Annotated in this window: 24 protein-coding genes; 14 read left to right on the plus strand and 10 right to left on the minus strand. The window is 55.6% G+C overall.

The features are described 5' to 3' along the window. Positions 1-80 precede the first annotated feature (80 nt). Positions 81-896 carry an exodeoxyribonuclease III gene (gene xthA / locus IEV54_RS11175; RefSeq protein ID WP_150276926.1) on the plus strand — a complete coding sequence of 272 codons (816 nt, stop codon included), beginning with the start codon at positions 81-83 and terminating at the stop codon, positions 894-896. A gap of 80 nt (positions 897-976) precedes the next feature. Here xthA and clpA read toward each other — a convergent pair whose 3' ends face one another. Together clpA and clpS are read right to left on the minus strand one after the other, a co-directional pair. Next, a complete protein-coding gene (clpA, locus tag IEV54_RS11180; protein WP_150276925.1) occupies positions 977-3,244 on the minus strand; it encodes an ATP-dependent Clp protease ATP-binding subunit ClpA in 2,268 nt (755 codons plus the stop codon). Positions 3,245-3,278: 34 nt separating this feature from the next. Beyond that, complete coding sequence (clpS, locus tag IEV54_RS11185) at positions 3,279-3,641, minus strand: ATP-dependent Clp protease adapter ClpS (RefSeq protein WP_150276924.1); 363 nt, start codon at positions 3,639-3,641, stop codon at positions 3,279-3,281. A 216-nt stretch (positions 3,642-3,857) separates the two neighbouring features. Between clpS and cspD the strand changes: the two genes are divergently transcribed. Beyond that, a complete protein-coding gene (cspD, locus tag IEV54_RS11190) occupies positions 3,858-4,130 on the plus strand; it encodes a cold shock domain-containing protein CspD (RefSeq protein ID WP_150276923.1) in 273 nt (90 codons plus the stop codon). A gap of 78 nt (positions 4,131-4,208) precedes the next feature. Here the strand turns inward: cspD and icd are convergent, their stop codons facing one another. Next, entirely contained in the window at positions 4,209-5,468 is a 1,260-nt protein-coding gene (gene icd / locus IEV54_RS11195; protein WP_150276922.1) for an NADP-dependent isocitrate dehydrogenase, read from the minus strand. A gap of 357 nt (positions 5,469-5,825) precedes the next feature. Between icd and IEV54_RS11200 the strand changes: the two genes are divergently transcribed. The 10 genes from IEV54_RS11200 to IEV54_RS11245 all read left to right on the plus strand — a co-directional run bounded on the left by IEV54_RS11200 (position 5,826) and on the right by IEV54_RS11245 (position 16,004). Next, a complete protein-coding gene (locus IEV54_RS11200) occupies positions 5,826-6,260 on the plus strand; it encodes an NUDIX hydrolase (protein WP_150276921.1) in 435 nt (144 codons plus the stop codon). A 1-nt stretch (position 6,261) separates the two neighbouring features. Beyond that, positions 6,262-7,392, plus strand: a complete 1,131-nt coding sequence (mnmA, locus tag IEV54_RS11205) for a tRNA 2-thiouridine(34) synthase MnmA (RefSeq protein ID WP_150276920.1) — start codon at positions 6,262-6,264, stop codon at positions 7,390-7,392. Next, the gene (hflD, locus tag IEV54_RS11210) at positions 7,389-8,009 is read left to right on the plus strand and encodes a high frequency lysogenization protein HflD (protein WP_150276919.1); all 621 of its coding nucleotides are present in this window, start codon (positions 7,389-7,391) and stop codon (positions 8,007-8,009) included. The genes mnmA and hflD overlap by 4 nt, the downstream gene beginning before the upstream one ends. Then, complete coding sequence (locus IEV54_RS11215; protein WP_150276918.1) at positions 8,002-8,880, plus strand: DMT family transporter; 879 nt, start codon at positions 8,002-8,004, stop codon at positions 8,878-8,880. Before hflD ends, IEV54_RS11215 begins: the two co-directional genes overlap by 8 nt. Positions 8,881-8,931: 51 nt before the next feature. Then, complete coding sequence (gene purB / locus IEV54_RS11220; RefSeq protein ID WP_150276917.1) at positions 8,932-10,302, plus strand: adenylosuccinate lyase; 1,371 nt, start codon at positions 8,932-8,934, stop codon at positions 10,300-10,302. A gap of 30 nt (positions 10,303-10,332) precedes the next feature. Beyond that, complete coding sequence (locus IEV54_RS11225; protein WP_150276916.1) at positions 10,333-11,508, plus strand: ribosomal protein uL16 3-hydroxylase; 1,176 nt, start codon at positions 10,333-10,335, stop codon at positions 11,506-11,508. Next, positions 11,501-12,511 carry a GNAT family N-acetyltransferase gene (locus tag IEV54_RS17475; RefSeq protein WP_150276915.1) on the plus strand — a complete coding sequence of 337 codons (1,011 nt, stop codon included), beginning with the start codon at positions 11,501-11,503 and terminating at the stop codon, positions 12,509-12,511. Before IEV54_RS11225 ends, IEV54_RS17475 begins: the two co-directional genes overlap by 8 nt. Beyond that, positions 12,508-13,320: a secretin N-terminal domain-containing protein gene (locus IEV54_RS11235; RefSeq protein WP_150276913.1), complete on the plus strand. Its 813-nt coding sequence runs from the start codon at positions 12,508-12,510 to the stop codon at positions 13,318-13,320. The genes IEV54_RS17475 and IEV54_RS11235 overlap by 4 nt, the downstream gene beginning before the upstream one ends. 482 nt (positions 13,321-13,802) lie before the next feature. Next, entirely contained in the window at positions 13,803-15,398 is a 1,596-nt protein-coding gene (locus IEV54_RS11240; RefSeq protein WP_150276912.1) for an isocitrate lyase, read from the plus strand. Between the two features lie 165 nt (positions 15,399-15,563). Beyond that, positions 15,564-16,004, plus strand: a complete 441-nt coding sequence (locus tag IEV54_RS11245) for an acyl-CoA thioesterase (RefSeq protein ID WP_150276911.1) — start codon at positions 15,564-15,566, stop codon at positions 16,002-16,004. Positions 16,005-16,079: 75 nt separating this feature from the next. Here the strand turns inward: IEV54_RS11245 and IEV54_RS11250 are convergent, their stop codons facing one another. The 6 genes from IEV54_RS11250 to ppsA form a co-directional block, all read right to left on the minus strand. Further along, the gene (locus tag IEV54_RS11250) at positions 16,080-17,042 is read right to left on the minus strand and encodes an OmpA family protein (RefSeq protein WP_150276910.1); all 963 of its coding nucleotides are present in this window, start codon (positions 17,040-17,042) and stop codon (positions 16,080-16,082) included. A 92-nt stretch (positions 17,043-17,134) separates the two neighbouring features. After that, positions 17,135-17,719: an RNA polymerase sigma factor SigX gene (gene sigX / locus IEV54_RS11255; RefSeq protein WP_373286445.1), complete on the minus strand. Its 585-nt coding sequence runs from the start codon at positions 17,717-17,719 to the stop codon at positions 17,135-17,137. 47 nt (positions 17,720-17,766) lie between these two features. Further along, positions 17,767-18,588: a mechanosensitive ion channel family protein gene (locus IEV54_RS11260; protein WP_150276908.1), complete on the minus strand. Its 822-nt coding sequence runs from the start codon at positions 18,586-18,588 to the stop codon at positions 17,767-17,769. 1 nt (position 18,589) lies between these two features. After that, complete coding sequence (locus tag IEV54_RS11265; RefSeq protein WP_150276907.1) at positions 18,590-18,865, minus strand: hypothetical protein; 276 nt, start codon at positions 18,863-18,865, stop codon at positions 18,590-18,592. Between the two features lie 67 nt (positions 18,866-18,932). Then, the gene (gene rraA / locus IEV54_RS11270) at positions 18,933-19,418 is read right to left on the minus strand and encodes a ribonuclease E activity regulator RraA (RefSeq protein ID WP_150276906.1); all 486 of its coding nucleotides are present in this window, start codon (positions 19,416-19,418) and stop codon (positions 18,933-18,935) included. A 42-nt stretch (positions 19,419-19,460) separates the two neighbouring features. Then, positions 19,461-21,830 (minus strand): phosphoenolpyruvate synthase, encoded by a 2,370-nt coding sequence (gene ppsA, locus IEV54_RS11275; protein ID WP_150276905.1) that lies wholly within the window; start codon positions 21,828-21,830, stop codon positions 19,461-19,463. 147 nt (positions 21,831-21,977) lie between these two features. Here ppsA and ppsR point away from each other — a divergent pair, with 147 nt between their 5' ends. After that, positions 21,978-22,796 carry a posphoenolpyruvate synthetase regulatory kinase/phosphorylase PpsR gene (ppsR, locus tag IEV54_RS11280; protein WP_150276904.1) on the plus strand — a complete coding sequence of 273 codons (819 nt, stop codon included), beginning with the start codon at positions 21,978-21,980 and terminating at the stop codon, positions 22,794-22,796. A 10-nt stretch (positions 22,797-22,806) separates the two neighbouring features. Here the strand turns inward: ppsR and IEV54_RS11285 are convergent, their stop codons facing one another. After that, positions 22,807-23,712: a LysR family transcriptional regulator gene (locus tag IEV54_RS11285; RefSeq protein WP_150276903.1), complete on the minus strand. Its 906-nt coding sequence runs from the start codon at positions 23,710-23,712 to the stop codon at positions 22,807-22,809. Positions 23,713-23,991: 279 nt separating this feature from the next. Between IEV54_RS11285 and IEV54_RS11290 the strand changes: the two genes are divergently transcribed. Then, the gene (locus IEV54_RS11290) at positions 23,992-26,358 is read left to right on the plus strand and encodes a TonB-dependent receptor domain-containing protein (protein ID WP_150276902.1); all 2,367 of its coding nucleotides are present in this window, start codon (positions 23,992-23,994) and stop codon (positions 26,356-26,358) included. Positions 26,359-26,366: the final 8 nt, after the last annotated feature.

Consider the following 26,366-nt stretch of genomic DNA (forward strand, 5'->3'; position numbering starts at 1 on the left):
AACATGCTGGCTACCCATGTCCGGCACAAGATACATCTTCTTACAGACCGGCACCCGGTCCAACCTGAACAGGATGAGCAATGAAATTCGTTTCCTTCAATATCAACGGGCTAAGAGCCAGACCTCATCAACTGAAGGAAATAGTCGAACGACATGCGCCTGATGTGATCGGCTTACAGGAAACCAAGGTCGACGATTCCATGTTTCCCCTCGATGACGTTGCTTCCCTTGGATATCACGTTCATTTCCATGGCCAGAAAGGCCACTATGGCGTTGCCCTGATGACCCGGGAAAAGCCCCTGTGGGTGAACAAGGGCTTTCCGGGGGACGGTGAGGACGCGCAAAAGCGCATGATAAGCGCCGCCATAATGAGTAAGAATGGTGAGCAGACGGTCATCTTCAACGGTTATTTCCCTCAGGGTGAGAGCCGCGATCACCCGCTAAAGTTCCCTGCCAAGACGCGCTTTTACGCCGATCTGCAGGCCCATCTGGAGCAGCAATTCACTCCGGATCAGCGTGTCGTGGTGATGGGCGACATAAATATATCCCCTGAAGATATCGACATTGGCATAGGGGCGGATAACGCCAAACGTTGGTTGCGCACAGGTAAGTGCAGCTTCCTGCCAGAAGAGCGTGAATGGCTGAAAAAACTGAAGGACTGGGGGCTGATTGATACATTTCGCCACCTGAACCCGAACGTAGACGATCGTTTCAGCTGGTTCGACTACCGCAGCCGCGGATTCGAGGCTGATCCAAAGCGCGGACTGCGTATAGATCTGATCATGGCAAGCAGGAACCTGATCGAACACTGTGTGGATGCTGGCGTTGATTACGATATACGGGGGATGGAAAAGCCATCTGATCACGCTCCGGTCTGGGCCGATTTCAAGGACTGACTACCAATACGAAAACAGAAAGGCCCCGCTTTAGCGGGGCCTTCTTTAACCTGAACAACCAGCTACTCGAAATTAGGCGCTCAGGCCATTTCCTCCTCAAGCACGTCGAGCACCAACTCGTTGTCCCTGCAGCTGATGTTGACGGTACCGCCATGATCTGCCAATTCCCCGAACAGGATCGCCTCGGCCAGAGGCCGTTTGATCTTGTCCTGAATTAGCCGCGCCATAGGGCGAGCTCCCATCAATGGGTCATAGCCATGTTCGGCAAGCCAGTCTCGAGCCCTTTCATCGACCTCCAGAAGAACATGCTTATCTTCCAACTGGGCTTGTAGCTCGGTAAGAAACTTGTCGACGACGAACTTGATGCTGTCATGGGTAAGACGTCCGAACTGGATAATGGTGTCCAGGCGGTTACGGAACTCCGGCGTGAAGGTTTTCTTGATCACTTCGGAGGCATCGGTACTGTGATCCTGCTGAGTAAAACCAATTGAAGCACGAGCCATCGATTCCGCCCCGGCATTGGTAGTCAACACGATGATCACATTGCGGAAATCCGCCTTACGCCCATTGTTGTCCGTCAGGGTGCCGTGATCCATTACCTGCAGCAGCAGGTTGAAAACCTCAGGATGTGCCTTCTCGATTTCGTCGAGCAAGAGTACACAGTGAGGATTCTTGGTCACGGCCTCTGTCAGCAGACCACCCTGATCGAATCCCACGTAGCCCGGAGGGGCACCGATGAGACGCGATACCGTGTGCCGTTCCATGTACTCGGACATGTCAAAACGCAGCAACTCGACGCCAAGACTCTTTGCCAGTTGCCTGGTAACTTCTGTCTTGCCAACACCCGTTGGACCCGAAAACAGGAAGGATCCCACCGGCTTGTCAGCGGATTTAAGCCCGGCACGAGACAGCTTGATGGCTGAAGCCAGCGAATCGATGGCCTCATCCTGGCCGAAAACCACTAGCTTCAGGTCGCGTTCCAGATTCTTCAGTAGCTCCTTGTCACTGGAAGAGACATGCTTGGGAGGAATACGCGCGATCTTGGCAACGATGGCTTCCACCTCTGCCACGTCGATCACAGCCGGACGCTCCGAAACAGGCTTTAGCCGCTGATAAGCGCCCGCCTCGTCAATCACGTCGATGGCCTTGTCCGGCATATGTCTGTCGTTGATATAACGTGAAGCGAGTTCCGCAGCAGATCTGAGCGCTTCATCGGTATAACCAATGCCGTGGTGGTCCTCGAAACGGCTTTTCAGGCCCTTGAGAATCTGAATGGTATCTTCCACAGAGGGTTCGATCACATCCACTTTCTGGAAACGCCGTGCCAATGCCCGATCCTTCTCGAAGATACCGCGGAACTCCTGATAGGTCGTTGAACCTATACAGCGCATTTCGCCGGATGTCAGCAGCGGTTTGAGCAGATTCGAGGCATCCATGACACCGCCCGAGGCAGCACCAGCACCGATAATCGTATGGATTTCATCAATGAAAAGAATGGCTTGCGGCCGCTTCTTGAGCGCCTTCAGAAGTGCCTTGAAGCGCTTCTCGAAGTCCCCCCGATATTTGGTCCCCGCCAACAGCGCGCCCAAGTCCAGCGAGTAGACAACCGCTTCAGAGAGAATATCGGGCACCTCACCATCAACGATACGCTTGGCAAGACCCTCGGCAATGGCGGTTTTACCCACGCCGGCTTCGCCTACCAGCAGCGGGTTGTTCTTGCGGCGGCGGACCAGAATCTGCGCGACACGTTCCACTTCGTGGGCGCGTCCTACCAATGGATCAATCCGCCCCAGCCGTGCCTGCTCATTAAGGTTAGTGGCGTACGCATCGAGGGGATTGGTATTGCCAACCGTCTCGCCCCCCTCGTCATCAATACTCTCGCTGTCCGGCGGAACCTGATCAGCTTCCCCGCCCACTTTGGAGATCCCATGGGAGATGAAGTTGACTATGTCGATCCTGGCAATCTGCTGCTGCTTGAGAAAGAAAACCGCCTGGCTTTCCTGCTCGCTGAAAATAGCGACCAACACGTTAGCGCCACTGACTTCACCCTTTCCGGAACTTTGAACATGGAAAACCGCCCGTTGCAAAACGCGCTGAAAGCCAAGCGTGGGTTGGGTTTCACGTTCATGATCCTGTTTCGGGATCAGCGGCGTGGTGGAGTCGATGAATTCGACCAACTCCCGGCGCAGGCGCTCGATATCGGCACCGCAGGCCCGCAAAACATCTATGGCGGCGTGATTATCCAGCAACGCGAGCAACAAGTGCTCTACGGTCATGAACTCATGCCGCTTGTTGCGCGCTTCCTTGAACGCCAGATTCAAGGTGATCTCGAGATCTCTATTGAGCATGGTGCCACCTCATCATGCGGCCGTGGCCGCTTTGTTACGCTTCCCGTTCAATCTGACATATCAACGGGTGCTGGCATTCCCTGGCATATTCATTGACCTGTGCGGCTTTGGTCTCCGCGATATCGCGGGTAAAGACCCCACAGACCGCCTTTCCTTCAGTATGGACCCTCAACATGATCTGTGTAGCTGCCTCTCGGTTAAGAGAGAAAAATGTTTCAAGCACTTCTACGACAAAATCCATCGGGGTGTAGTCATCATTCATCATGACGACCTGGTAGCGTGAAGGCGGTTTGAGCTCCGGCTTGCTGGTCTCCACCGCCAGACCGGAGTCATCCTCGTGTTCTGGATCGTCCGGTCTCTGGTTCAAGGTTAGTTGATAATTGGTCATTGCAAACATGAGAAACATCGCTGATTACAGGCTATTGGATAAAAGCCCGGTGACAAACTGTGAGCTACTACTCAGCTTGCCAGAGGCTGACTTGACTTACTTTGATTCAGTGTTAAAAAGTGTAAACGAGCATTGCACGGCGGTCATCTGTTACCACTACAGCGCCAAGCAGCTCAACACCGCGAACACAAAACCCCCAACCTGGGGCAGCACGAGGGATGTGGCATGCAATACGGCAAGGTGAAATGGTTCAATAACGCCAAAGGGTTTGGCTTCATTATAGCCGAAGGCCGGGATGAAGACCTCTTTGCTCATTACTCAGCAATTCAGATGGACGGTTACCGGACTTTGAAGGCCGGGCAACCCGTTCGGTTCGAGATTATTCAGGGCCCCAAGGGGCTGCATGCGGTCAATATTCAGTCACATGAGGTGGCGGAGCCCGGTATTCGTCCCGAGAGTGAAAGCAGAACAGAAGAGGCACATGCCGCGCAACACTGACTCCCCTTGGAGGCCAGAAAGCAGAAACAACAAGGCCGGCATTAGCCGGCCTTGTCATTATTGCACTGCCTGGGTATTTCAGCCCATGCTGGCAATCATGTCGTCACCAAACTCGGAGCACGAACGCAGCGTAGCGCCGTCCATCAAACGCTCGAAGTCATAAGTAACCGTCTTGTTGGCGATTGCGCCTTCTGTGCCCTTGATGATCAGGTCAGCAGCTTCAATCCAGCCCATGTGGCGCAACATCATCTCGGCAGACAGGATCAGTGAACCGGGGTTTACCTTGTCCTGACCAGCATACTTGGGCGCAGTGCCGTGGGTAGCTTCGAACATGGCCACGGTGTCAGACAGGTTTGCACCCGGAGCGATACCAATACCGCCAACTTCTGCAGCAAGCGCGTCGGACAGGTAGTCGCCGTTCAGGTTCAGGGTGGCGATCACATCGTAGTCAGCCGGACGCAGCAGGATCTGCTGCAGCATCGCATCGGCGATCACGTCCTTGACTACGATATTGCGGCCAGTTTTCGGGTTCTTGAATTGCATCCAGGGACCGCCATCAAGCAATTCGGCACCGAACTCGTCACGAGCCACTTCGTAGCCCCATTCCTTGAAGGCACCTTCGGTGAACTTCATGATGTTGCCCTTGTGCACGATCGTTACTGACTTGCGGTCATTGTCTACGGCGTACTGCAGTGCTTTCTGTACCAGCCGTTTGGTGCCTTCCTCGGAAACCGGCTTTACGCCAATACCGCACATGTCGCTGAAGCGGATCTTGGTTACGCCCATCTCTTCCTGCAGGAACTTGATCACCTTCTTGGCTTCAGGGGTGCCGGCCTTGAATTCAACGCCTGCATAGATGTCTTCGGAGTTTTCACGGAAGATGACCATGTCGACGTCGCCCGGCTTCTTCACGGGGCTAGGTACGCCGGTAAACCAGCGAACCGGACGCTGACACACATACAGGTCAAGCTGCTGACGCAGGGCAACGTTCAGGGAGCGGATCCCGCCACCTACCGGAGTAGTAAGGGGGCCTTTGATAGAAACAACATAATCCTTTACTGCATGCAGGGTCTCTTCCGGCAGCCAGGTATCCTGATCATAGACCTGAGTAGCTTTCTCACCAGCAAAAACCTCCATCCAGGAGATCTTGCGCTTGCCGTTATAGGCCTTCTCAACTGCTGCGTCGACTACCTTCATCATCACTGGTGAAATATCGACGCCGATCCCGTCTCCCTCGATGTAAGGAATAATCGGGTTGTCTGGCACGTTGAGGGACTGGTCGGCGTTTACGGAAATTTTGTCGCCGCTAGCCGGCACCTGGATCTTTTGGTATCCCATTGTTGACTCCGTTAAGTTGTCGTTGTCATGAATGATCCCGCGGGGTAACCCGAGATCAGAGAATACGGTAGTACTGATGGCGCACATTGTTGTAGTTTTCCTACAAAAAGTCACGCCCTTTTCGGTGGATAGGCGAGTTCTTCATTATCTGGAAACACTCTTTACGCCCTTTTACCAACCTGTCGGCAATGTCCGGCCTATTATGTAGTGTCACTACATAGCCACTACTTGTCCGTGTTCAGGAATCCTAGTCTTTTTTACCACCAAATCCAGTCAGCTCATACCATCGGACGGGTAGTGTGTTTCACCTCTGCTGTAGATATAGGCTAACCTATGCACCCTGCTCAGGAGCCCTACATGCGTTTCATACCCCACGTGACTGTTGCCACCATAATCGAGAATCAAGGCCGATTTCTGATGGTAGAGGAACACCGTGACGGGCGGCTAGTTTTAAACCAGCCAGCCGGTCATCTGGAAGAAGACGAAAGTCTTATTAACGCTGCCAGGCGCGAAGTTCTCGAAGAAACCGGCTGCACTGTCGAGATTACCAGCGTGCTGGGTATCTATCTATTCAAGGCCGCCAATGGCATCTGTTATCAACGCAGCTGCTTTGCGGGTCAGTTGCTGGAGGAACATCCCGAGATGGAGCTGGACGAGGGAATTGTTCGTGCACTCTGGATGACGCTGGACGAGGTGCGCGCACGCAGCGCGGACCTGCGCAGCCCCCTAGTATTGGACTGTATAGTCGACTACATCACCAAGCCTCATCATTCACTGGACCTATTTCGTTAAGATGACTATCTCAGCTAGCAAATCACCTGCCCAGACCCGCGTGATCGTCGGTATGTCTGGAGGTGTGGATTCATCCGTCTCTGCAGCCCTTTTGCTTGAGCAAGGCTACCAGGTTGAAGGCCTGTTCATGAAAAACTGGGATGAAGACGACGGCACCGAATACTGCACCGCCCGCGAGGACCTGGATGATGCCCAGGCCGTCAGTGATCGCCTGGGCATCAAATTGCATACCGCCAATTTTGCCGCTGAGTACTGGGACAACGTATTCGAGCATTTTCTGGAGGAATACAAGGCTGGCCGCACACCCAACCCCGACATCCTCTGTAACCGGGAAATCAAGTTCAAGGCGTTTCTCGATTACGCCCTGATGCTCGGCGCAGACCTTATTGCCACCGGCCATTATGTGCGTCGTGACGAACAGAACGGCCAGACTGTGCTGTTGCGTGGCCTGGATACCAACAAGGATCAGAGCTACTTCCTGCACGCGGTCGGTGCCGAACAGATCACGCGCACACTCTTTCCGGTAGGTGAACTGGAAAAGCCCGAGGTGCGGCGTATCGCCGAAAAGTACGAACTGGCAACCGCACGCAAGAAGGACTCCACCGGTATCTGTTTCATCGGCGAGCGTCGGTTCAGCGACTTTCTCAAACAATACCTTCCGGCCCAGCCCGGTGATATAGAAACCACCGAAGGTAAGGTTATCGGCAGACACCACGGCCTGATGTATCACACCATAGGGCAGCGTCAGGGTCTGGGTATCGGCGGTCTGCAGGGCGCGAGCGATGACCCCTGGTACGTTCTGGACAAGGATCTGCAGCGCAATGTGCTGGTGGTCGGCCAGGGGAATGATCACCCTCGCCTGTTTTCCAGCGCGCTGGGCTGCTCGGCCATCTACTGGGTCAATGAACTCGAGGTATCCGCGCCGTTGCGCCTGACTGCCAAGGTCCGCTATCGCCAGCCCGACCAGGACTGCACACTCGAGCGGACAACCGACGGCTACCTGATTCGTTTCGATGAACCTCAGCGCGCCGTGACTCCGGGACAATCCGTGGTGCTTTATCAGGGCGATGTCTGCCTGGGTGGTGGCGTGATCGAAACCGCCGTTCCGGCATTTGATAAGGACGCAGCATGACCAACGCCGAAGAGCAGGTAATAGCCCTTGGTGCGATTTTTGAAGCAGCCATTCAGGTGGACAAACTGGCGCGCACCGGTCAGGTCAGCGAAGGCCCGGTCACCTGCCTTCTGGGCAGCATCCTCAATCGCTCCCCTGATGACGTCATCGCAGTCTACGGCGGATCTCACCACGACATCCGCCGTGGTATCCAGGCCCTGCAAGCCATGCTTGAGCGTGATACCGCGTCCCTGCAACGCGATGCCTTGCGTTACAGCATGAATCTTCTGACCCTGGAACGGCAATTGAGCAAACGCGACGACATGCTCAGCGTGCTCGGTCAACGACTTGAGCAGGCCAACTCACAGGTTGAACATTTCGGCATCATGCACGACAACGTTGCAGCCTCGCTCGGAAGTATTTACCAGGACACCCTCAGCACACTGCGGCTACGCATTCAGGTGCATGGTGATATGCGCTACCTGCAGCAGCCGGATATTGCCAACCGGATCCGGGCCCTGCTTCTTGCGGGAATCCGCTCTGCCAGGTTGTGGCGGCAGCTCGGGGGGCATCGTTGGCAGTTGCTCATCGCCCGCAAGAAACTACTGGAAGCCACCCGGTCGGTACTCAATGGTTGAGCTGGTCAGGCTTGACCAGCCACGCAAAGGTGCGATTCTGCTGGCGTGCTCAGCGCTTATGTTTGCGCTGATGGGTATCCTCATACGCGAAGTATCAACCACGGTAAATAATGAAAACGTGGTGTTCTTTCGCAATCTGCTCGGCGTGCTGTTCTTTCTGCCAATGATACTGGTCAAGGGCTTCGGCCCCTTCCGTACCCACCACCTGCGCAGCCACTTTCTGCGTACTTTCTTCGGCCTGGGCGCCATGTACTGCTTTTTCTATGCAATCGCCCACCTGCCCCTGGCCGACGCGATGCTGTTCACCTACGCCGCGCCGGTATTCACACCACTCCTGGCCTGGTGGTGGCTTCGCGAATCACTGACTTTACGCATGATCTTCATGGTTCTGCTGGGCTTTGCCGGCGTGTTGCTGGTCGCCAAACCCTCGGGAGCGCTGTTCGACCCCAACGCTCTTGCCGGCGTGGGAGCCAGCTTGCTCGCGGCCTGTGCCTTTGTATCCATCCGCGCAATGAGCAATACCGAGCCGGCCACCCGGATCGTATTCTATTTCGCCCTGTTCTCCTCTTTGTTGTCAGCCATTCCTTTGCTCTGGGCCTGGCAACCCCTGGACTCCAGACAGCTGGGCATGCTGGTGGCAATTGGCCTGGTGGCCACTGTCAGTCAGCTACTGATGTCACGTGCCTACAGCCTCGCACCGCCCGGAAAAATCGGGCCCCTGAGCTATCTGGCGATTGTCTTTTCCGGCATTTTCGCCTGGTTCCTCTGGGGTGAGATGCCCGGTCTTTCTTCCTGGATTGGCGCCGCTCTCATATTTGCCTCAACCATGATCAGCATCTTCCTGCCCGGCACCCGGGCCAAAGCCGGCTGATCTGGTGTATCATCTGGCGTTTTTCCGCCCCATCTTTTGACGAGAAAACCTATGCAACTCTCCTCCCTGACCGCCGTATCCCCGGTTGATGGCCGTTACGGCAGCAAGACAGCCAGCCTGCGCCCTATTTTCAGCGAATATGGTCTGATCCGTTTTCGCGTTCAGGTCGAGGTGAGGTGGCTACAATGCCTGGCGGCCCATCCGCAGATCCCCGAGATCGGTCCCTTTTCGGATGAAGCAAACGCCCTGCTCAATAAGCTGGTCGACGATTTTCAGCCTGAACATGCCGAGCGCATCAAGGAAATCGAGCGCACGACAAATCACGACGTGAAGGCCGTTGAGTATCTGCTCAAGGAACAAGTGGAAAGCCTGCCCGAGCTCAAGGCAGTGAATGAATTCATCCACTTTGCCTGCACCTCCGAGGACATCAACAATCTGTCCCACGCGCTGATGCTCCGCGCCGGTCGCGATGACGTGATGCTTCCGTTGATGCAGCGCATTGCGGACGAGATCCGCACCCTCGCTGTAGCCCACGCCGACGTGCCCCTGCTGTCGCGCACCCACGGCCAACCTGCCTCGCCCACAACCATGGGCAAGGAACTGGCAAACGTGGTCTACCGTCTTGAGCGTCAGATCAAGCAGATCGCGGCCGTCCCCCTGCTGGGCAAGATCAACGGCGCCGTAGGGAACTACAACGCCCACCTGTCGGCTTATCCGGAGATTGACTGGGAAGCCAACGCCCAGAGCTTCGTGGAAGAAACCCTGGGACTGGACTTCAACCCCTACACCACTCAGATCGAGCCGCATGATTACATCGCCGAGCTCTATGATGCCACCGCGCGCTTCAACACCATTCTGATTGATTTCGACCGTGATATCTGGGGCTATATTTCCCTGGGATATTTCAAACAGAAAACCATTGCCGGCGAGATTGGCTCTTCCACCATGCCGCACAAAGTCAACCCGATCGATTTCGAGAATTCCGAAGGTAACCTGGGGATCGCCAACGCCATTCTTCAGCACCTGGCCAGCAAACTTCCTATCTCCCGCTGGCAGCGCGACCTGACCGACTCCACTGTGCTGCGTAACCTGGGTGTTGGTTTTGCCCATAGCTTGATCGCCTATGAATCAACTCTCAAGGGAATCAGCAAGTTGGAGCTAAATGCTCAACGTATTGCTGATGATCTGGATGCCACATGGGAAGTACTTGCCGAGCCTATTCAGACCGTCATGCGCCGTTATGCCGTGCCGGATGCCTATGAGAAACTCAAGGAACTGACGCGCGGCAAAGGCATTACACCCCAGGCGCTGCAGGAATTCGTCGATACACTGGAAATACCGGAACAAGCCAAGACTGACCTGAAAGCCCTTACGCCTGCCAACTATATCGGCAGTGCTATCGCTCAGGCGAAACGGATCTGACGGCTTCAATCACTCAACAAGGTCTGACCCATGTCTCTGCCGCACCCTACCGCCCTGCTGGGCGGCATAAGCCCGGACGTTTTTCTGCGCGAATACTGGCAGAAAAAACCCCTGCTCATTCGTCAGGCCTTTGTAGAGCTGGACAACCCCCTTTCGCCCGATGAGCTGGCCGGGCTGGCTCTGGAAGAAGAGGTCGAATCCAGAATTGTGCTGACCCAGGGCGCCACCCCCTGGGAACTCCGCCGCGGCCCATTCAGCGAAGACGACTTCAAGACCCTGCCCGAGCAGAACTGGACTCTGCTGGTCCAGGCTGTGGACCAGTTTGTGCCGGAAGTGGCAGAGCTGATGAAAGCGTTCATTTTCCTGCCGACCTGGCGCCTGGATGACGTCATGATCAGCTATGCGGCCCCTGGTGGCAGTGTAGGGCCGCATTACGACAACTACGACGTTTTCCTGCTGCAAAGCCATGGCCGCCGCCGGTGGAAGATCGGCCAGAACTGCGATGATCAGAGCCCCTTGCTCGACCATCCCGATCTACGCATTCTCAGTGACTTCCAGGAGCTGCAGGAGTATGTACTGGAGCCAGGCGACATGCTCTATATTCCGCCTGGCGTAGCTCATTACGGAATAGCCGAGGATGAGTGCATGACCTGCTCCGTCGGCTTCCGGGCGCCCAGCCACCAGGACATATTGCTGCATTTCACTGACTTTCTGGGTCAGTATCTGGGTGACAGCCAACGCTATGGCGATCCAGATGCCACACCCGTCGCCGACCCGGCCGCCATAGATGATCAAAGCATCGAACGACTCAAGAACATTGTCCTTGAGTTGGTCAACGACAAGTCCGCTTTGGCCGCCTGGTTCGGCAGGCACATGACTGAGCCACGCTACCCAGAGCTGATCCAGCCACAGGAGCTACCGGCCGGCACTCTGCTGGAGGAACTCCGCAATGGTTATGGACTGATGCGAAACCCCAGCGCCCGGCTGGCCTACCGTCTGGAAGCAGATGATCACCTGCTGCTGTTTGCCAGCGGTGAACACTGTCTGTTGCCAGCTACCCTGTTGCCTCTTGTTCAACTAGTCTGTAACAACGACTATTTTGATAGCGAAACCCTGCTTGGCTGGCAGGCTGACGAGGAGGCATGGACCCTGCTGGAGCAGCTATTGACTAAAGGGGACCTCCTGCTGGAGGGAGATGATGAATGAGATTGAAGTTCAGGTAGTTGACTGGCACACCACCGAGGCCCTGCGTGATATTCGCAGGGCCGTTTTCATTATTGAACAGCAGATCCCCGAATCGCTTGAATGGGATTCGGACGATCCCGTTGCCACTCATTTTCTTCTCACCTGTGATCAGGAGCCTGTCGGCACGGCAAGACTACTTGATGACGGTCATATCGGCCGGGTTGCCATCCTGCAAGAGTGGCGTGGCCGCAATCTGGGCGAGACACTCATGCTCGCCGTCATGGAGCACGCCCAGGCGCTCGGAATGCATACCCTGCTGCTCTCGGCGCAGAGCTATGCGCTTGAGTTCTATCGGCGGCTGGGCTTTCAGGTCTGTTCCGCGGAATATCTGGAAGCAGGTATTGCGCACTATGCCATGCGTCGCGACAACCCCTGCAACGACATGCCGCCCATTGAGTTCGTCTCCCCAGGGCGTTTCAGTATTCACAACCCGCAAGAGGCTGCGGCCGTCACGCGCGAGTTGAATCTGACCTGGCAACTGGGGGAGCATCGCGACCTTATAGAAATAGACGAGCAGCAGACACAGGACCATCTGCTCTGGATGCTTGCACAGGCCCGCCGCCGTGTATTCATCTATGCCGCCGATCAGGCCGTGTGGCTATTCAACAGGCGCGAGGTTATCGACGCGGTCGAGCAGTTGGTGGCTCGTCAACCCAAGGCCCGCGTTCAGATTCTGTTGCATGAAGCTACCAAACCTTTCCTCCAAGGCCACTCTCTGGTCAACCTGATGCACAGATTCCCCAGCTTGCTGCAGATTCGCAAACAGCATCCTGAACGCCTCAAGGGACCACAGGTCTATATGCTTGTGGATGACAGCGGGGTCCTGATGCTGCCGCGATCGATTCGCCGCGAGGGCTTCATCCGGTATAACAGTCCAGACCAGGTCAGACGCTGGCAGGGTACCTTCGAAGATTTATGGGCCAGCAGCCAGAGTGATTCTGCTATCAGGAGATTTCTGTTATGAAAATGCCAAAATGGCAACAAGCAGCTGCGCTCCTTCTCGCTCTGGCAGCGTCTGGCCCGTTGCAGGCGGCGCCACAAACCGAGATATTCAGCCTTGGGTACAGCATGGCCGACAGCATGATCCCGGCCATTCAGCCCATGCTCGGCGAAGACGAGCGCGTGTCTGCCTATGGCAATCAGCTGATTGTGCGCGCCGAACCAGAGCGGCTGGAAGAGATACGCACCCTGCTCGCCAACCTGGATCGCAAGCCAGCGCAAATCAGAATAAGCGTAGCCAACAGCGGCAGCGCATTGAGCGGCGATCGTGGCTTCCAGATTAACAGCCGTGTTGAAACCGCAGCGGGCGATATCGTTGTAGGTGACGGCAGTAATCAGACACGCATCATTCGCCGTGAGACACGGGGTCAGAATGATGGAATCCGTCGTCTAACGGCGAGTGAGGGTTATCCGGTGCTTATACAGTCGGGTCAGAGCGTTCCTCTGACCAGCACTGCTACGGATGTATATGGACGGGTCGTCCAGCAAACCCAGTACCGCAACGTGACGCAGGGTTTTTATGCCACGGTAAGACTCAATGGCGATCAGGCTACAGTAATCCTTAGTGCCAATAATGATCGCCTTAACCCGAATGACAAGCGCATCGTAGACGTTCAACAGGCTGATACCGTGGTCTCCGGACGCGTCGGGGAATGGATCAGTATTGGGGGCCTGGGCGACACTGCGCGCAGCAACGACAAAGATATCGGCCGACGCACCACCACCCGCAACCAGAATGACAGCAGCATCCGGTTGATGGTCGAGCGTCTGTAACAGGCTTCAAACCTACCTCAAGTTCGTGTAGTTGGTCGAAAAAATCACTACACGCGATTGACTTATTGCCAACCAAGTCGCATCATTGCGTCGCTCCCGCTAGCCAGAGATTCCGAAAGGATTTCTCCGGACCGCATCCCTAACCATCGGATCGGTCAGTGTCTCAACAGCCCACAAGGCAGTTCGACGAGGTTGCGACTGGAACGAAGTTGTCCTGAGGGACGGGGAAGCGATTTAGCGTCAGTCTGAATGATTGAAATACCACTGCTCTGCCCTGGGAATACATCCTTTTCTCCTGGCAAACGCGACCACGTTCGCGATAGCAGCTGCAATCGTTCACCTGCTCATACCCCTCCTCATGGTTCATTTCTTTCAGTCCTGTTCAGACGCGCAGCGGTGCACCGCCCATGCACGACCTTTAGCATGTGGGTTTTGGGTGGAATATTCGTGCTCAACCAAACGCAAACTTTGAAGGATTGACCATGTCAGCTTATCAAAACGACATCAAGGCCGTAGCCGCGCTGAAAGAAACTGCCGGTAACAGCTGGAGCGCTATCAACCCAGAATCCGTGGCTCGCATGCGCGCCCAGAACCGCTTCAAGACCGGCCTGGAAATCGCCAAGTACACTGCCGCCATCATGCGCAAGGACATGGCCGAGTACGACGCCGACACTTCCGTCTACACCCAATCACTGGGTTGCTGGCACGGCTTCATCGGGCAGCAGAAGCTGATCTCGATCAAGAAGCACCTGAAGACCACTAATAAGCGTTATCTGTATCTGTCTGGCTGGATGGTTGCCGCCCTGCGTTCCGACTTTGGCCCGCTGCCTGACCAGTCCATGCACGAAAAGACTGCTGTTTCCGGCCTGATCGAAGAGCTGTACACCTTCCTGCGCCAGGCTGATGCACGTGAACTGGACCTGCTGTTCATGGATCTGGACGCCGCCCGCGATGCTGGCGACAAGTCCAAAGAAGCTGAAATTCAGACCAAGATCGACAACTTCGAAACTCACGTTGTGCCGATCATCGCCGACATCGACGCCGGTTTCGGTAATCCCGAAGCCACATACCTGCTGGCCAAGAAAATGATCGAAGCTGGTGCTTGCTGCATCCAGATCGAGAACCAGGTTTCCGACGAGAAGCAGTGCGGTCACCAGGACGGCAAGGTAACTGTTCCCCATGAAGATTTTCTGGCCAAGATCAACGCTGTGCGTTACGCGTTCCTTGAGCTTGGCGTTGATGACGGCGTCATCGTTGCTCGTACCGATTCGCTGGGTGCAGGCCTGACCAAGCAGATCGCAGTAACCAAGGAGCCGGGCGACCTGGGTGACCAGTACAACTCCTTCCTGGATTGCGAAGAAGTTTCTGCTGCCGACATGAAGAACGGCGACGTCGTTCTGAACCGTGATGGCAAGCTGCTGCGTCCCAAGCGCCTGCCAAGCAACCTGTTCCAGTTCCGCGCCGGCACTGGCGAAGACCGTGTTGTTCTCGACTGCATCACCTCCCTGCAGCATGGCGCCGACCTGCTGTGGATCGAGACCGAAAAGCCTCACGTTGGCCAGATCGCCAAGATGGTTAACCGCATCCGCGAAGTGATCCCGACTGCCAAACTGGTTTACAACAACAGCCCGTCCTTCAACTGGACCCTGAACTTCCGTCAGCAGGTATTCGATGCCATGGCTGAAGAAGGCAAGGACGTTTCCGCATACGATCGCGCCAAGCTGATGAGCGTCGAGTATGACGAAACCGAACTGGCTCAGATCGCTGACGAGAAGATCCGCACCTTCCAGGCTGACGGTTCACGTGAAGCAGGTATCTTCCACCACCTGATCACTCTGCCCACTTACCACACCGCTGCGCTGTCTACCGACAACCTGGCCAAAGGGTACTTCGCAGATCAAGGCATGCTGGCATACGTGAAAGGCGTTCAGCGCCAGGAACTGCGTCAGGGCATCGCCTGCGTCAAGCACCAGAACATGGCTGGCTCCGACATTGGTGACAACCATAAAGAGTACTTCGCTGGCGAAGCGGCTCTGAAGGCTGGCGGCAAAGACAACACCATGAATCAGTTCGGTTGATAACCATCTGATTGGACTTCGGTCCAGGTGTTTGGAGAAAGGCCACCCTCGGGTGGCCTTTTTTATTGCCACACGTCTGCTTCGGGTGTCTCGACCACAACATCTTGAGTACAATGCGCGCTGATTTTTGCTTCAGCCCTCCCCGACGTTAAAGGTTCTCTCCGCATGGCACGTCTTGAACTTGAATTCCCAGACAATCAGTTTTACTTTACCACTCAACTGACGGTACGCATCACCGACATAAATGCCGGCAAACATCTGGCCAACGACTCGATGGTATCGATGATCTCCGAAGCCCGGGCACGCTTCCTGTACCAGTTCGGCATCGAAGAAGTCAGTGATATGGATACCGGCATCATCGTCACAGACCTTGCAACAACCTACAAACGCGAGGCTTTCGCCAGGGATGCGCTGATATTTGAGGTAGGCATGATGGATCTGAACAAATACGGTGGAGATATCATTTTCCGCATCACCAAGGCGATAGGCGGCGAACTGGTTGCCCTTGCCAAGTCCGGCTTTGTGTTCTACGACTTCACCACGTCAAAGGTCGCACACATGCCGGAAGACTTCCGCCTGCGCTTCCCCGGCGTCAATTACATCTAAAAGCGATTTTGTCGCCAGCTCAAACATAAAAAAACCCGGCCGAAGCCGGGTTTTTTTGTACTACAGATTGAGTTCTTAGCGAACTTCAACCTGAGTTTCGACGTCAGCTTCAACGCGACGGTTCATCTGACGACCTTCGTCAGTAGAGTTGTCAGCGATTGGACGCTCTTCACCGTAGCCAACGGAGTTGATGCGTGAAGCCTCAACACCTTCGTTGATCAGAGCTTGACGTACTGAAGCAGCGCGACGCTCGGACAGACCCTTGTTGTAAGCATCGGAACCGACCGAGTCAGTGTGACCTTCAACGGTAGTAGTAACCGAAGGATAGGTCTTCATGAATTCAGCCAGGCTGTTGATGTCGTTACGGTACTCAGGACGGATGCTCGCCTTGTCGAAATCGAACTTGACGTCCAGCTCAACGCGAACGTTCTGCATCTCAGGCGCAGGCTGTGGAGCCGGAGCAGGTGCAGGTGCCGGAGCAGGTGCCTGGGCAACAGGAGCCGGTGCACCACCGAAGTTCAGACCCATGCCAACGCCAGCCATCCACTCAACTTCGCTGGTGTCGATGGCGTACATGCCATCAACGCCAGCTTTCACGTAGAAGTTTTCGCTGAGGTAGTTTTTCACGCCAGCACCGACCAGTGCCATGGTGGTGCGATCGTCGAAGCTACCACCAACGCCGTCCAGTTCCTGGTGACCCAGACCACCGGAGAGGTAAGGACGGATAGCGCCTTCACCGAAGTGGTAAACAGCTTCCAGAGTCATCAGACGGCCGTCGATATCTTCACCGGTAACGTCAGACTCGAGGCTGTCACGGTAAGTACCCAGGTTAACGTTCAACAAAACATCATCGGTGAGGAACGTACCAATGCCGCCGCCCACCAGAGTGCCGTCGCTCATGTCACGGTAGCTACCTGTGAAGTAGCGCTTGGCGAACGCTTCCACTTCAACTGAACCGGCGCTCTGAGCCATGACAGGCATGGCAGAAGCAGCGATCGCGGCACTAACAACGATACCCAGAGTGTTTTTCAATTTCATTAGTAAATCCCCATCAATCCGTTTAGGACGTTAACTTGCGTAAAACTCACGCTGGAGTATAACAGAAATAATGAAAAGCAAATAAAAACCGTTCAAAAAGGATTATCAAGGTGTGATCTGAGTTTCTCTAATGCTCTTTTGTATCGCATCTTAGTTGCACTTAGCCCCATCCGCATGATGTCCGCTATGTCCTGAAACTCCAATTCGGCTACAAAACGCAAAACAAGTATCTCGCGATCCACCTGATTAACATGCACCAGCCAGCGATCCAGACTGATCCGGTCGGTCACCTGCACTGCATCCAGCTCCGGGCTTTCTTCTTCCTGCGGATCCAGACTCAGCGCATCGAGCAACCGACGCTTGCGCTTTTCCTTGCGATACTGCGTGATGCACTCGTTATACGTAATACTGTAAAGCCAGGTTTTGAACTTTGCTTTTCCCTCAAACTGACGCAATCCATGCAACACCTTGAGCATAACCTCCTGACAAACATCATCAGCGTCACGCTCATTGCCCAGATAACGGGCACACACGTTGAACAACGTGCGCTGGTAACGGCGCATCAGTTCCTCATAGGCAACAGTAGTATGGAAAAGTTCCCGGTTCGCTCGCTCAACCAGCTCCTCATCCGTGAGCTCGAGCGGATTGTAGCGCGCCGTCTTATTTTGACTGGTCAAAATACGCTTTCACCACGGTGAGTGATTTGGTGGGTTTGTGGAAATTGTCAGCGCGCAACCCGCTGCTCAATCAAGGTGCGGTTTGAGACAGATACCAACTGACCGTCATCATCCATGACCTGAGTCTTGACGGTGCCAATCTCCTCCACTACGCCCTCGAGCCCCTCCATGCTGATCCGATCGCCTACCTGGTAGAGCTCCCGGACATAAATGCCGGCGATGATCTGGCTGACCACCGAGCGGCTACCCAGACCAAGGGCAAGTGCTGCGGCAAACCCGAAGGAAATCAGCACAATGGCGATGACCATATTAAGCAATTGGGTTTCTATTTGCAGCTGACCAATCGCCAGAGAAACAGTGATAATCAGAAGCAGGCCCTGGGCAAGTCTTCCCAGACCGTTTGCGTAGTCGATCCCTATACCCTGAGCAGCACCCCGTACCAGGCCATTGACAAGGTGCGACAGCAGCAGGCCAGCCAACAGAATGAGAGCTGCACCAAATACCTTGGGGAGATAGAGAGTAAAGGCATCCAGCGTAGAGGAGACCCTGGCCAGACCCAGGGTCTCCGAGGCAGAAACCACGAACATCAAAACGATGAACCAGTAGAGAATCTTGCCTACCAGCGCCGAGACCGGCATGACAATACCGACCCTGCTCAGCAACTTGGTAACACCCGCACCACTCATCAACCGGTCCAGGCCAAGTCGAGCCAGCCCTTTGCTGAGCAATGCGTCGACCAGTTTCGCCACGATAAATCCAAGCAGCACAATCAGCAGCGCTGCTAGCAGATTGGGAATAAAAGCCGCGATATTCCCCCACAGTGCCGCCATGCTGGCCATAAAGCTCTGGCCCCAGGTATCAAGTTGCATACTAGGTACTCTGATTATTTGAAGAGTCGGAGGAAGCACTCGTGCCGCGCCGGGCAGGACGCGCATGCCGCAAGCCGCGGGAGCCGCCCTCTGAAATCACCCAACCCCAGTTGGCAAAGAGGCCCAGGAGATCAAATACACCACTGCGGACGTGTACCCTGTGCAGCACCCGCTCCATTCGAGCGTCATCAACACTTTCGCAATCCTCTGCCTGATTCCCTTGCATCAGTTCACGCAGACGTTGCTCGATCGGATCTTCCATGTGTACCTCTGGCATACCTGTCACTGGCGGGCATAGTTGAGAAGCGAAGGAAGAAACCCGCTAAAAAAAGCGGGTCATCAACTCAGTCAGGCATCTGCAGTGCGTTGGGGGATACGATAATGCCATTGTTATCGGCATACACGTACTCACCGGGCCGGAAGGTCACCCCGGCAAAGGTGACCGCAACATTCAAATCACCTATACCGCGCTTATCTGTTTTCATGGGATGACTTGCCAGCGCCTGGATGCCCAGCGGTGTCTGAGCCAGAACGTCAACGTCGCGCACGCAGCCATAGACGATAATACCTTCCCAGCCGTTCTTGGCCGCCTGCTCTGCGAGCATGTCGCCCAGCAGTGCACGGCGCATGGAGCCACCACCATCAACCACCATGACCTTGCCGTGTCCGTCGAGAGCAACCTGCTCCTTGACCACGGAATTGTCTTCAAAGCATTTGACGGTGACGATCTGGCCGCCGAAGGAATCATGGCCACCAAAATTACTGAACATCGGCTCCAACACCAGCACGTCAGGATAGGTGTCGCAAAGATCCGGGGTTATGTAGTGCATAACATGTTTCTCCTTCGGTAAGCCATGATCCAGCCAAAGACCTTACTTCTGGTCTTCGGCAAGAAAGAACCAGGTATCCATGACGGAATCGGGATTCAAGGAAACGCTTTCGATTTTCTGATCCATCAACCAGCGCGCCAGATCCGGATGGTCGGATGGCCCCTGCCCGCAGATCCCTATGTACTTGTTCGCGGCAATACAGGCAGAAATCGCCATACTGAGCAGCTTTTTCACAGCGGCATTTCGCTCGTCGAATAGGTGAGCAATGATACCCGAGTCCCTGTCCAGCCCCAGAGTGAGCTGGGTCAGGTCATTGGAGCCGATCGAGAAACCATCAAAATGCTCGAGGAATTCGTCAGCCAGCAGCGCATTGGCCGGTAGCTCGCACATCATGATCAAGCGAAGACCATTTTCGCCACGCTTGAGCCCGTTTTCGGCAAGCAGCTCGACTACCTGTTGCGCTTCGCCCACGGTACGTACGAAAGGCACCATGATCTCGACGTTGGTTAGACCCATTTCGTCGCGCACGCGCTTCATTGCCCGACATTCAAGCTCAAAACAATCGCGGAACGACTCGCTGATGTAACGCGAGGCACCGCGGAAACCCAACATGGGATTCTCTTCTTCAGGCTCGTATAAACGACCGCCAATCAGGTTGGCGTACTCGTTGGACTTGAAGTCTGACAGACGCACGATCACCTTTTTGGGCCAGAATGCGGCAGCCAGCGTACTGACACCTTCGACAAGCTTGTCGATATAGAAGCTGACCGGATCAGCGTAACCGGCAATACGCTTCTCGACGCTGTCCTTCACGTCCGTCGGCAGACTGGCGAAATTCAACAGGGCCTTGGGATGCACACCAATCATGCGATTGATAATGAATTCCAGCCGCGCCAGACCCACGCCTTCATTGGGTAGATTGGCGAAATCGAAGGCACGGTCAGGGTTGCCCACGTTCATCATGATCTTGAACGGAATGGCTGGCATCGCATCGACGCTATTTGTGCGGATGTCGAAGGACAGCTGACCTTCGTAGATCATGCCAGTATCACCTTCAGCGCAGGAAACAGTTACCTGTTGACCATCGTGCAACTGGGTTGTCGCATTACCCGTTCCTACCACCGCCGGTATACCCAGTTCGCGCGCTATGATCGCCGCATGGCAGGTCCGGCCGCCGCGATTGGTGATGATTGCGCTGGCACGCTTCATCACTGGCTCCCAGTCCGGATCAGTCATGTCAGAGACCAACACATCGCCGGGCTGGACCTTGTCCATCTCGGTGACGTTGTGAATGATGCGTACACAGCCGGCGCCGATGCGCTGACCGATCGCGCGACCCTCGACCAGCACCTTGCCCTTCTCCTTCAGAAGGTAACGCTCCATCACGTTGACGTTGTTGCGGCTCTTGACCGTCTCCGGACGCGCCTGAACGATGTACAGCTTGCCGTCGTCACCGTCCTTGGCCCACTCGATATCCATTGGACGGCCGTAATGTTTCTCAATAATCAGTGCCTGCTTCGACAGGTCGGTTACTTCCTCATCGCTCAGACAAAAACGCGCACGTTCGGCCTTGTCGACGTCAACGGTCTGTACAGAGCGACCCGCGCTGGCGTCGGCGCCGTAGATCATCTTGATCGCCTTGCTACCCAGGTTGCGGCGCAGGATGGCTGGACGACCCGCTTCCAGCGTAGGTTTGTGAACGTAGAACTCGTCAGGGTTGACTGCACCCTGTACCACCGTTTCGCCCAGACCGTAGGCGCCAGTGATAAACACCACATCCCGGAACCCCGACTCGGTATCCAGCGTAAACATGACGCCCGCCGTGCCGGTTTCCGAACGCACCATGCGTTGCACACCTGCTGACAGGGCGACCAGTTTATGATCGAAGCCCTGGTGCACGCGGTAGGAGATCGCGCGATCGTTGAACAAGGAAGCAAATACCTCCTTGGCTGCGCGAATCACATTATCCACACCACGGATATTCAGGAAAGTTTCCTGCTGACCGGCAAAAGAGGCATCGGGCAAGTCCTCTGCGGTAGCAGACGAACGCACTGCCACAGACAGATTGTCGTTGTCGCCGGACAGTTCGGCAAAGGCCTTGCGGATAGCTGCATCGAGGGCTTCAGGAAAAGGCGCGTCCATGATCCATTGCCGAATCTGCGCGCCTACACGAGCCAGCTCGGTAACGTCATCGACATCCAGCGCGTCCAGCGAGGCATTAATGCGCTCATTCAGACCACTTTGTTCCAGGAAGTCGCGATAGGCCTGCGCTGTGGTGGCAAAACCGCCAGGGACGGAAACGCCGGCGTGAGCCAGGTTGCTGATCATCTCACCCAGGGAAGCGTTCTTGCCGCCAACCCGTTCGACATCGTCAACACCCAGTTGCTCGAAGGACACTACGTACTCTAACAAGGTGATCTCTCCGTAAATCAATGAATTGGCAGCGCTGCCGCGCTGGTATCTGGCCGGACTGACACAAATGCGCCACAATGGCCCCATCGAGACAGGGGCAACTTCGCTATCCTCGCGCTCAGACACCAACATCTTAAGGCCTCGCGCATGAAACGCACCGCTTTTTTCATTTCCGATGGTACCGGTATCACCGCCGAAACGCTGGGGCAAAGCCTGCTGTCACAATTCGAGAACGTCGAGTTCATCAAGCTGCTAAGACCCTATGTCGACACCGTGGAAAAAGCGCGGGACATGGTACAACAAATCAACGCAGCTGCCGAGCGGGACGGCATCAGACCGATCATTTTTGACACTGTGGTCAACAAGGATATTCGCAACGAACTGGCTGCTTCTAACGGCTACCTGATCGATATTTTTTCCACGTTCCTGGCGCCCCTGGAGCAAGAAATCGGTGACGGCTCCTCCTACTCTGTGGGCAAATCACATTCGATACAACATGGCGGTCTGTACAAAGAGCGTATCGATGCGGTGCACTACGCCATGGACAACGATGACGGCGCTCGCACGGAACACTATGACCGGGCGGATATCATCCTGGTAGGAGTTTCGCGCTGTGGCAAGACTCCAACCTCGCTGTATCTGGCGCTGCAATCCGGTATTCGGGCAGCCAACTATCCGCTGACCGAAGAGGATATGGAGCGGCTGCAATTGCCCTCAGCACTCAAAGCCCACAAACACAAGCTCTTCGGCTTGACCATCGATCCGGACCGACTGACCAGCATTCGTCATGAGCGCCGCCCCAACAGCCGTTATGCCAGCTTCGGCCAGTGCGAGTTCGAAGTACGCGAAGTGGAAAGCTTGTTCAAGCGCGAAAACATTCCCTTCGTTAACACCACGACTTTCTCCATCGAGGAAATCTCTGCAAAAATCCTTGTGGAGATGGGTATCGAGCGCCGCCTGAAATAATCAGGAGCGCTCAGTCTATCCATTCTGCAGGTATCTCCCGACGCAGACATTCAGCCAGAGCGGATACCTTTCGGGCAGGCCGGCCAAAGCTGTAGTGCAGGCCTACCTGCAAAGACGCGGGTTGCCACTCCGGCAAACACTTCACAAAACTACCCGGGTGAGCCTGCTCGTAGCGGCTCGCGTACCAGCTAGGCAAGACGCCGATGCCCTGCCCTCGCACCAATGAATCGGCTTGCAATACCAGCGTGTTGGCCTTCAATCGCGATGGTGCCGGGGTAAAGAGATACTCTCTACCGCTCTCGTGCTGCAGCAGCACCGGGCGTGAACCCGCGTCCAGTAGATTGACCCAGCGATGCCGGCCCAACTGATCGGGTCGTTCAGGTATGCCATGGGAGGCCAGATACCCGGGGCTGGCGTACAGCGCAGTTTCCCAGCGTCCCAACTGTTCACAGCGCAGACTTGACGACTGCCCCGGCCCCAACCATAACCAGAGATCACCTATTCCCCCCCGACCGGCATCAGGCGAGCCCGCGGCTACAACCAGTTCGAGATGAATGCCCGGGTGCAGCGCCAGAAAACCATCGACTACCGCCGGCAACCAGCCACGTTCGAAGGCATTATGCACATGCAGCACGAGTTGCCCACTGACCTCTTCCCGGAGATCGTCCAGCGACTGCTGGCTCTGTTCTGCCAGATCCATCAACTGACGACAGTAGTCGTAAAACAGGCTACCGGCTTCGGTCGGCACCATGCGATTGGAGTGGCGCAGTAGCAAACGCTGGCCAACCCTGCCCTCCAGTTGACTGATACGTCTACTCAGCGTCGATTTTGGCAAACCCATGCTATGGGATACAGGCGTTAATCCACCTTGCTCGACTACCGCGGCAAATACGCTTATTTCATTGAAGTCGTGCATTACCAAAATGTCTGGTTCCTTCGAATCGTCGCTGGAAGCGCCCTGCCCCTGGAGTCCACGGAGAGATTGGCAGCTCCGAATCCTGCATTTAATGATAACCATTGTCAAATGTGAATATATCGCATGCGTTCCAGTTTACGGAACTTCGTGTTGCGGCCCAGGCAGTGGAACTTTCGGCACATGGCCCATAAAATCCGCCTCACAGTAATAATGATAATTATTCCTATTAGCCAAACTGATTACTCTAAATGGCCCTTTGGCCCTGGGAGATACACCGGAATGATCTTCACGCTCAGCCCCACGAACACAACCCGCCACCTGCTCGGCGGTGCCGCCCTGCTGGCCTCGAGTATTGCACTGGCTAACCAGCAGGACGCCTACCAGCTCCCTGATCTGACGGTAGTCTCGGCAACGGGCTATGAACAGAAGATTGCCGATGCACCTGCAAGCATCAGCGTGATCAGCCGAGAGCAACTGAGGAGTAAGCCATACGCCGGTCTGGCAGACGCCCTGCGTGATGTCGAAGGCGTCGACGTGGGAGCCGATCTGGACAAGAACGGCAATATCAGCATCACCATGCGCGGCCTGCCCAAGGACTACACTCTGGTCCTGATTGATGGCCGGCGTCAGAGCGACATTGGCGATATTGGACCGAACAACTTCGGCAATAGCCAGTTCATGTACATGCCTTCCATGGAGGCTATAGAGCGTATCGAGGTTATCCGCGGGCCGATGTCGACCCTGTACGGCGCTGATGCCATGGGGGGTGTGATCAACATCATTACCCGTAAGGTGCAGGAGAATTGGGGGGGAGCTATAACTCAGAGCTACACCCTGCAGGAGGATTCCCAGTTTGGCGATGATCAGAAAACCGACCTGTTCGCCAGTGGCCCATTGATAGAGGGTGTGCTGGGGCTCGGTCTGCGGGGCAGCCTGTATGACCGCGAGCAGAGTGACCCAGGTTACAGCGTCGAGAATCTGATCAACGGCGACGGCACACCTTTTACCGACAGCGGCAGCTTTGGTGACAAGAAAATTGTTGCGGCAAAGAACTGGAATGCCGGATTCACTCTTAATCTCACAGCGCTCGAGAACCACGACTTCCAGCTCGAATACGACGTCGCCAAGCAGCGCTACGATAACACCGAAGGCCAGACCGGCACCCTCGACTCGGTAGACAGCCTATGGCGTGGTCGCAATGGCATTGTCCAGCCGCGTGTGGGGTACACCGAATACCAGCGCGTGGAGCGGGAGCAGTTCGTCCTCGCACACTCCGGCCGCTGGAATATCGGACAGAGCGAAACCAGCCTCACACGCAGCACAAGCAGTAACCTGGGCCGCTCACAGCCCCTGACCGTTCAGGAAAGGGAAAACTTGCAGGTGATCTGGGATCAGGCGGTTGCCGACCAGGGTACCAACACGCCGCAACTGACCGACCCGATCAGGGCTCAACTAGAGGCTGAGTATCTACCCAGGGAGCGCCGGGAGCTGGAAATCCGCAACACCATCTTCGATACCAAGCTGACCAGCCAGCTCGGCGCCCACTATCTCACCATCGGCGGGCAGTACCTGTTTGCCGAAATGGAAGATGGTGTATTTGGCATGAACGGCGCTGGCTATCAGTCAGGCACGACCCAGGATCACAAACAATGGGCGCTGTTCGCTGAGGATAACTGGGACGTGCTCAATGACCTGACCCTGACCCTGGGTGCCCGCTACGACCATCACAACATCTTCGGCAGTCAGATCAGCCCGCGCGGCTATCTCACCTGGCGCACCAACGATCAGTGGACTCTCAAGGGCGGTGTCAGTACCGGCTACAAGACCCCCAAACCCAATGAACTGTACCCGGGGATCGTCGGTTTCGGTGGTCAGGGCGTCAGCCCGTTCGCCGGCTCGCCAGATCTACAGCCCGAGACCAGCACCAATTATGAAGTCGCGGCGTATTACGACAACCTGGACAACTTCAACATCAATGCCACGCTGTTCTTCAACCGCTTTAAGGACAAGATCGCCCGAGCCGACGCCGTGCCCAACTGCTACGACGCCAATGGGGTGAAGTACCTGAGCAGTGGCTGCGTGGATGTAGGGCCCGGCTGGGCCGAGCTCGGCTACAACAGTTTCAGCCAGAGCACCAACGTCGACAAAGCTGATACCAAAGGTATCGAGTTGGCTGCGAAATGGGATATCACCCGCGCCGTCGCCCTCAGCGGCAACTACACCTACACCGACAGCGAACAGAAAAGTGGCGCTCAAAAGGGCCTGCCGCTGGTCAACACGCCGGAGCACATGTTCAACGCCACACTGGGTTGGGACGTATTACCACGGCTGAACCTGGCCTTGATCGCCGAGGTACGGGATGAGCGCTATAGGGGCACAGCCACCACCGCCGGGCCGCAACCGCAGACCCGCAAGCTGTATTACAAGTCCTATGACATCTATCACCTGGGTGCACGATTCCGGGCAACGGATGCGCTGACCATCAATGGCAGGATCAACAACCTGCTCGATCGCGACATGGCGGGCCGCAACTGTGAACCGACCTATGACGGCACTGGCAGTCTGGACACCTGGTCTTGCAGCAACGACTACAACGTCACCGAAAAAGCCCGCAGCTTCTGGCTGTCGGCCAACTACAGCTTCTGATCGAGCCG

The organism is Halopseudomonas salina, assembly GCF_014637955.1.
Taxonomy (GTDB): Bacteria; Pseudomonadota; Gammaproteobacteria; order Pseudomonadales; family Pseudomonadaceae; genus Halopseudomonas; species Halopseudomonas salina.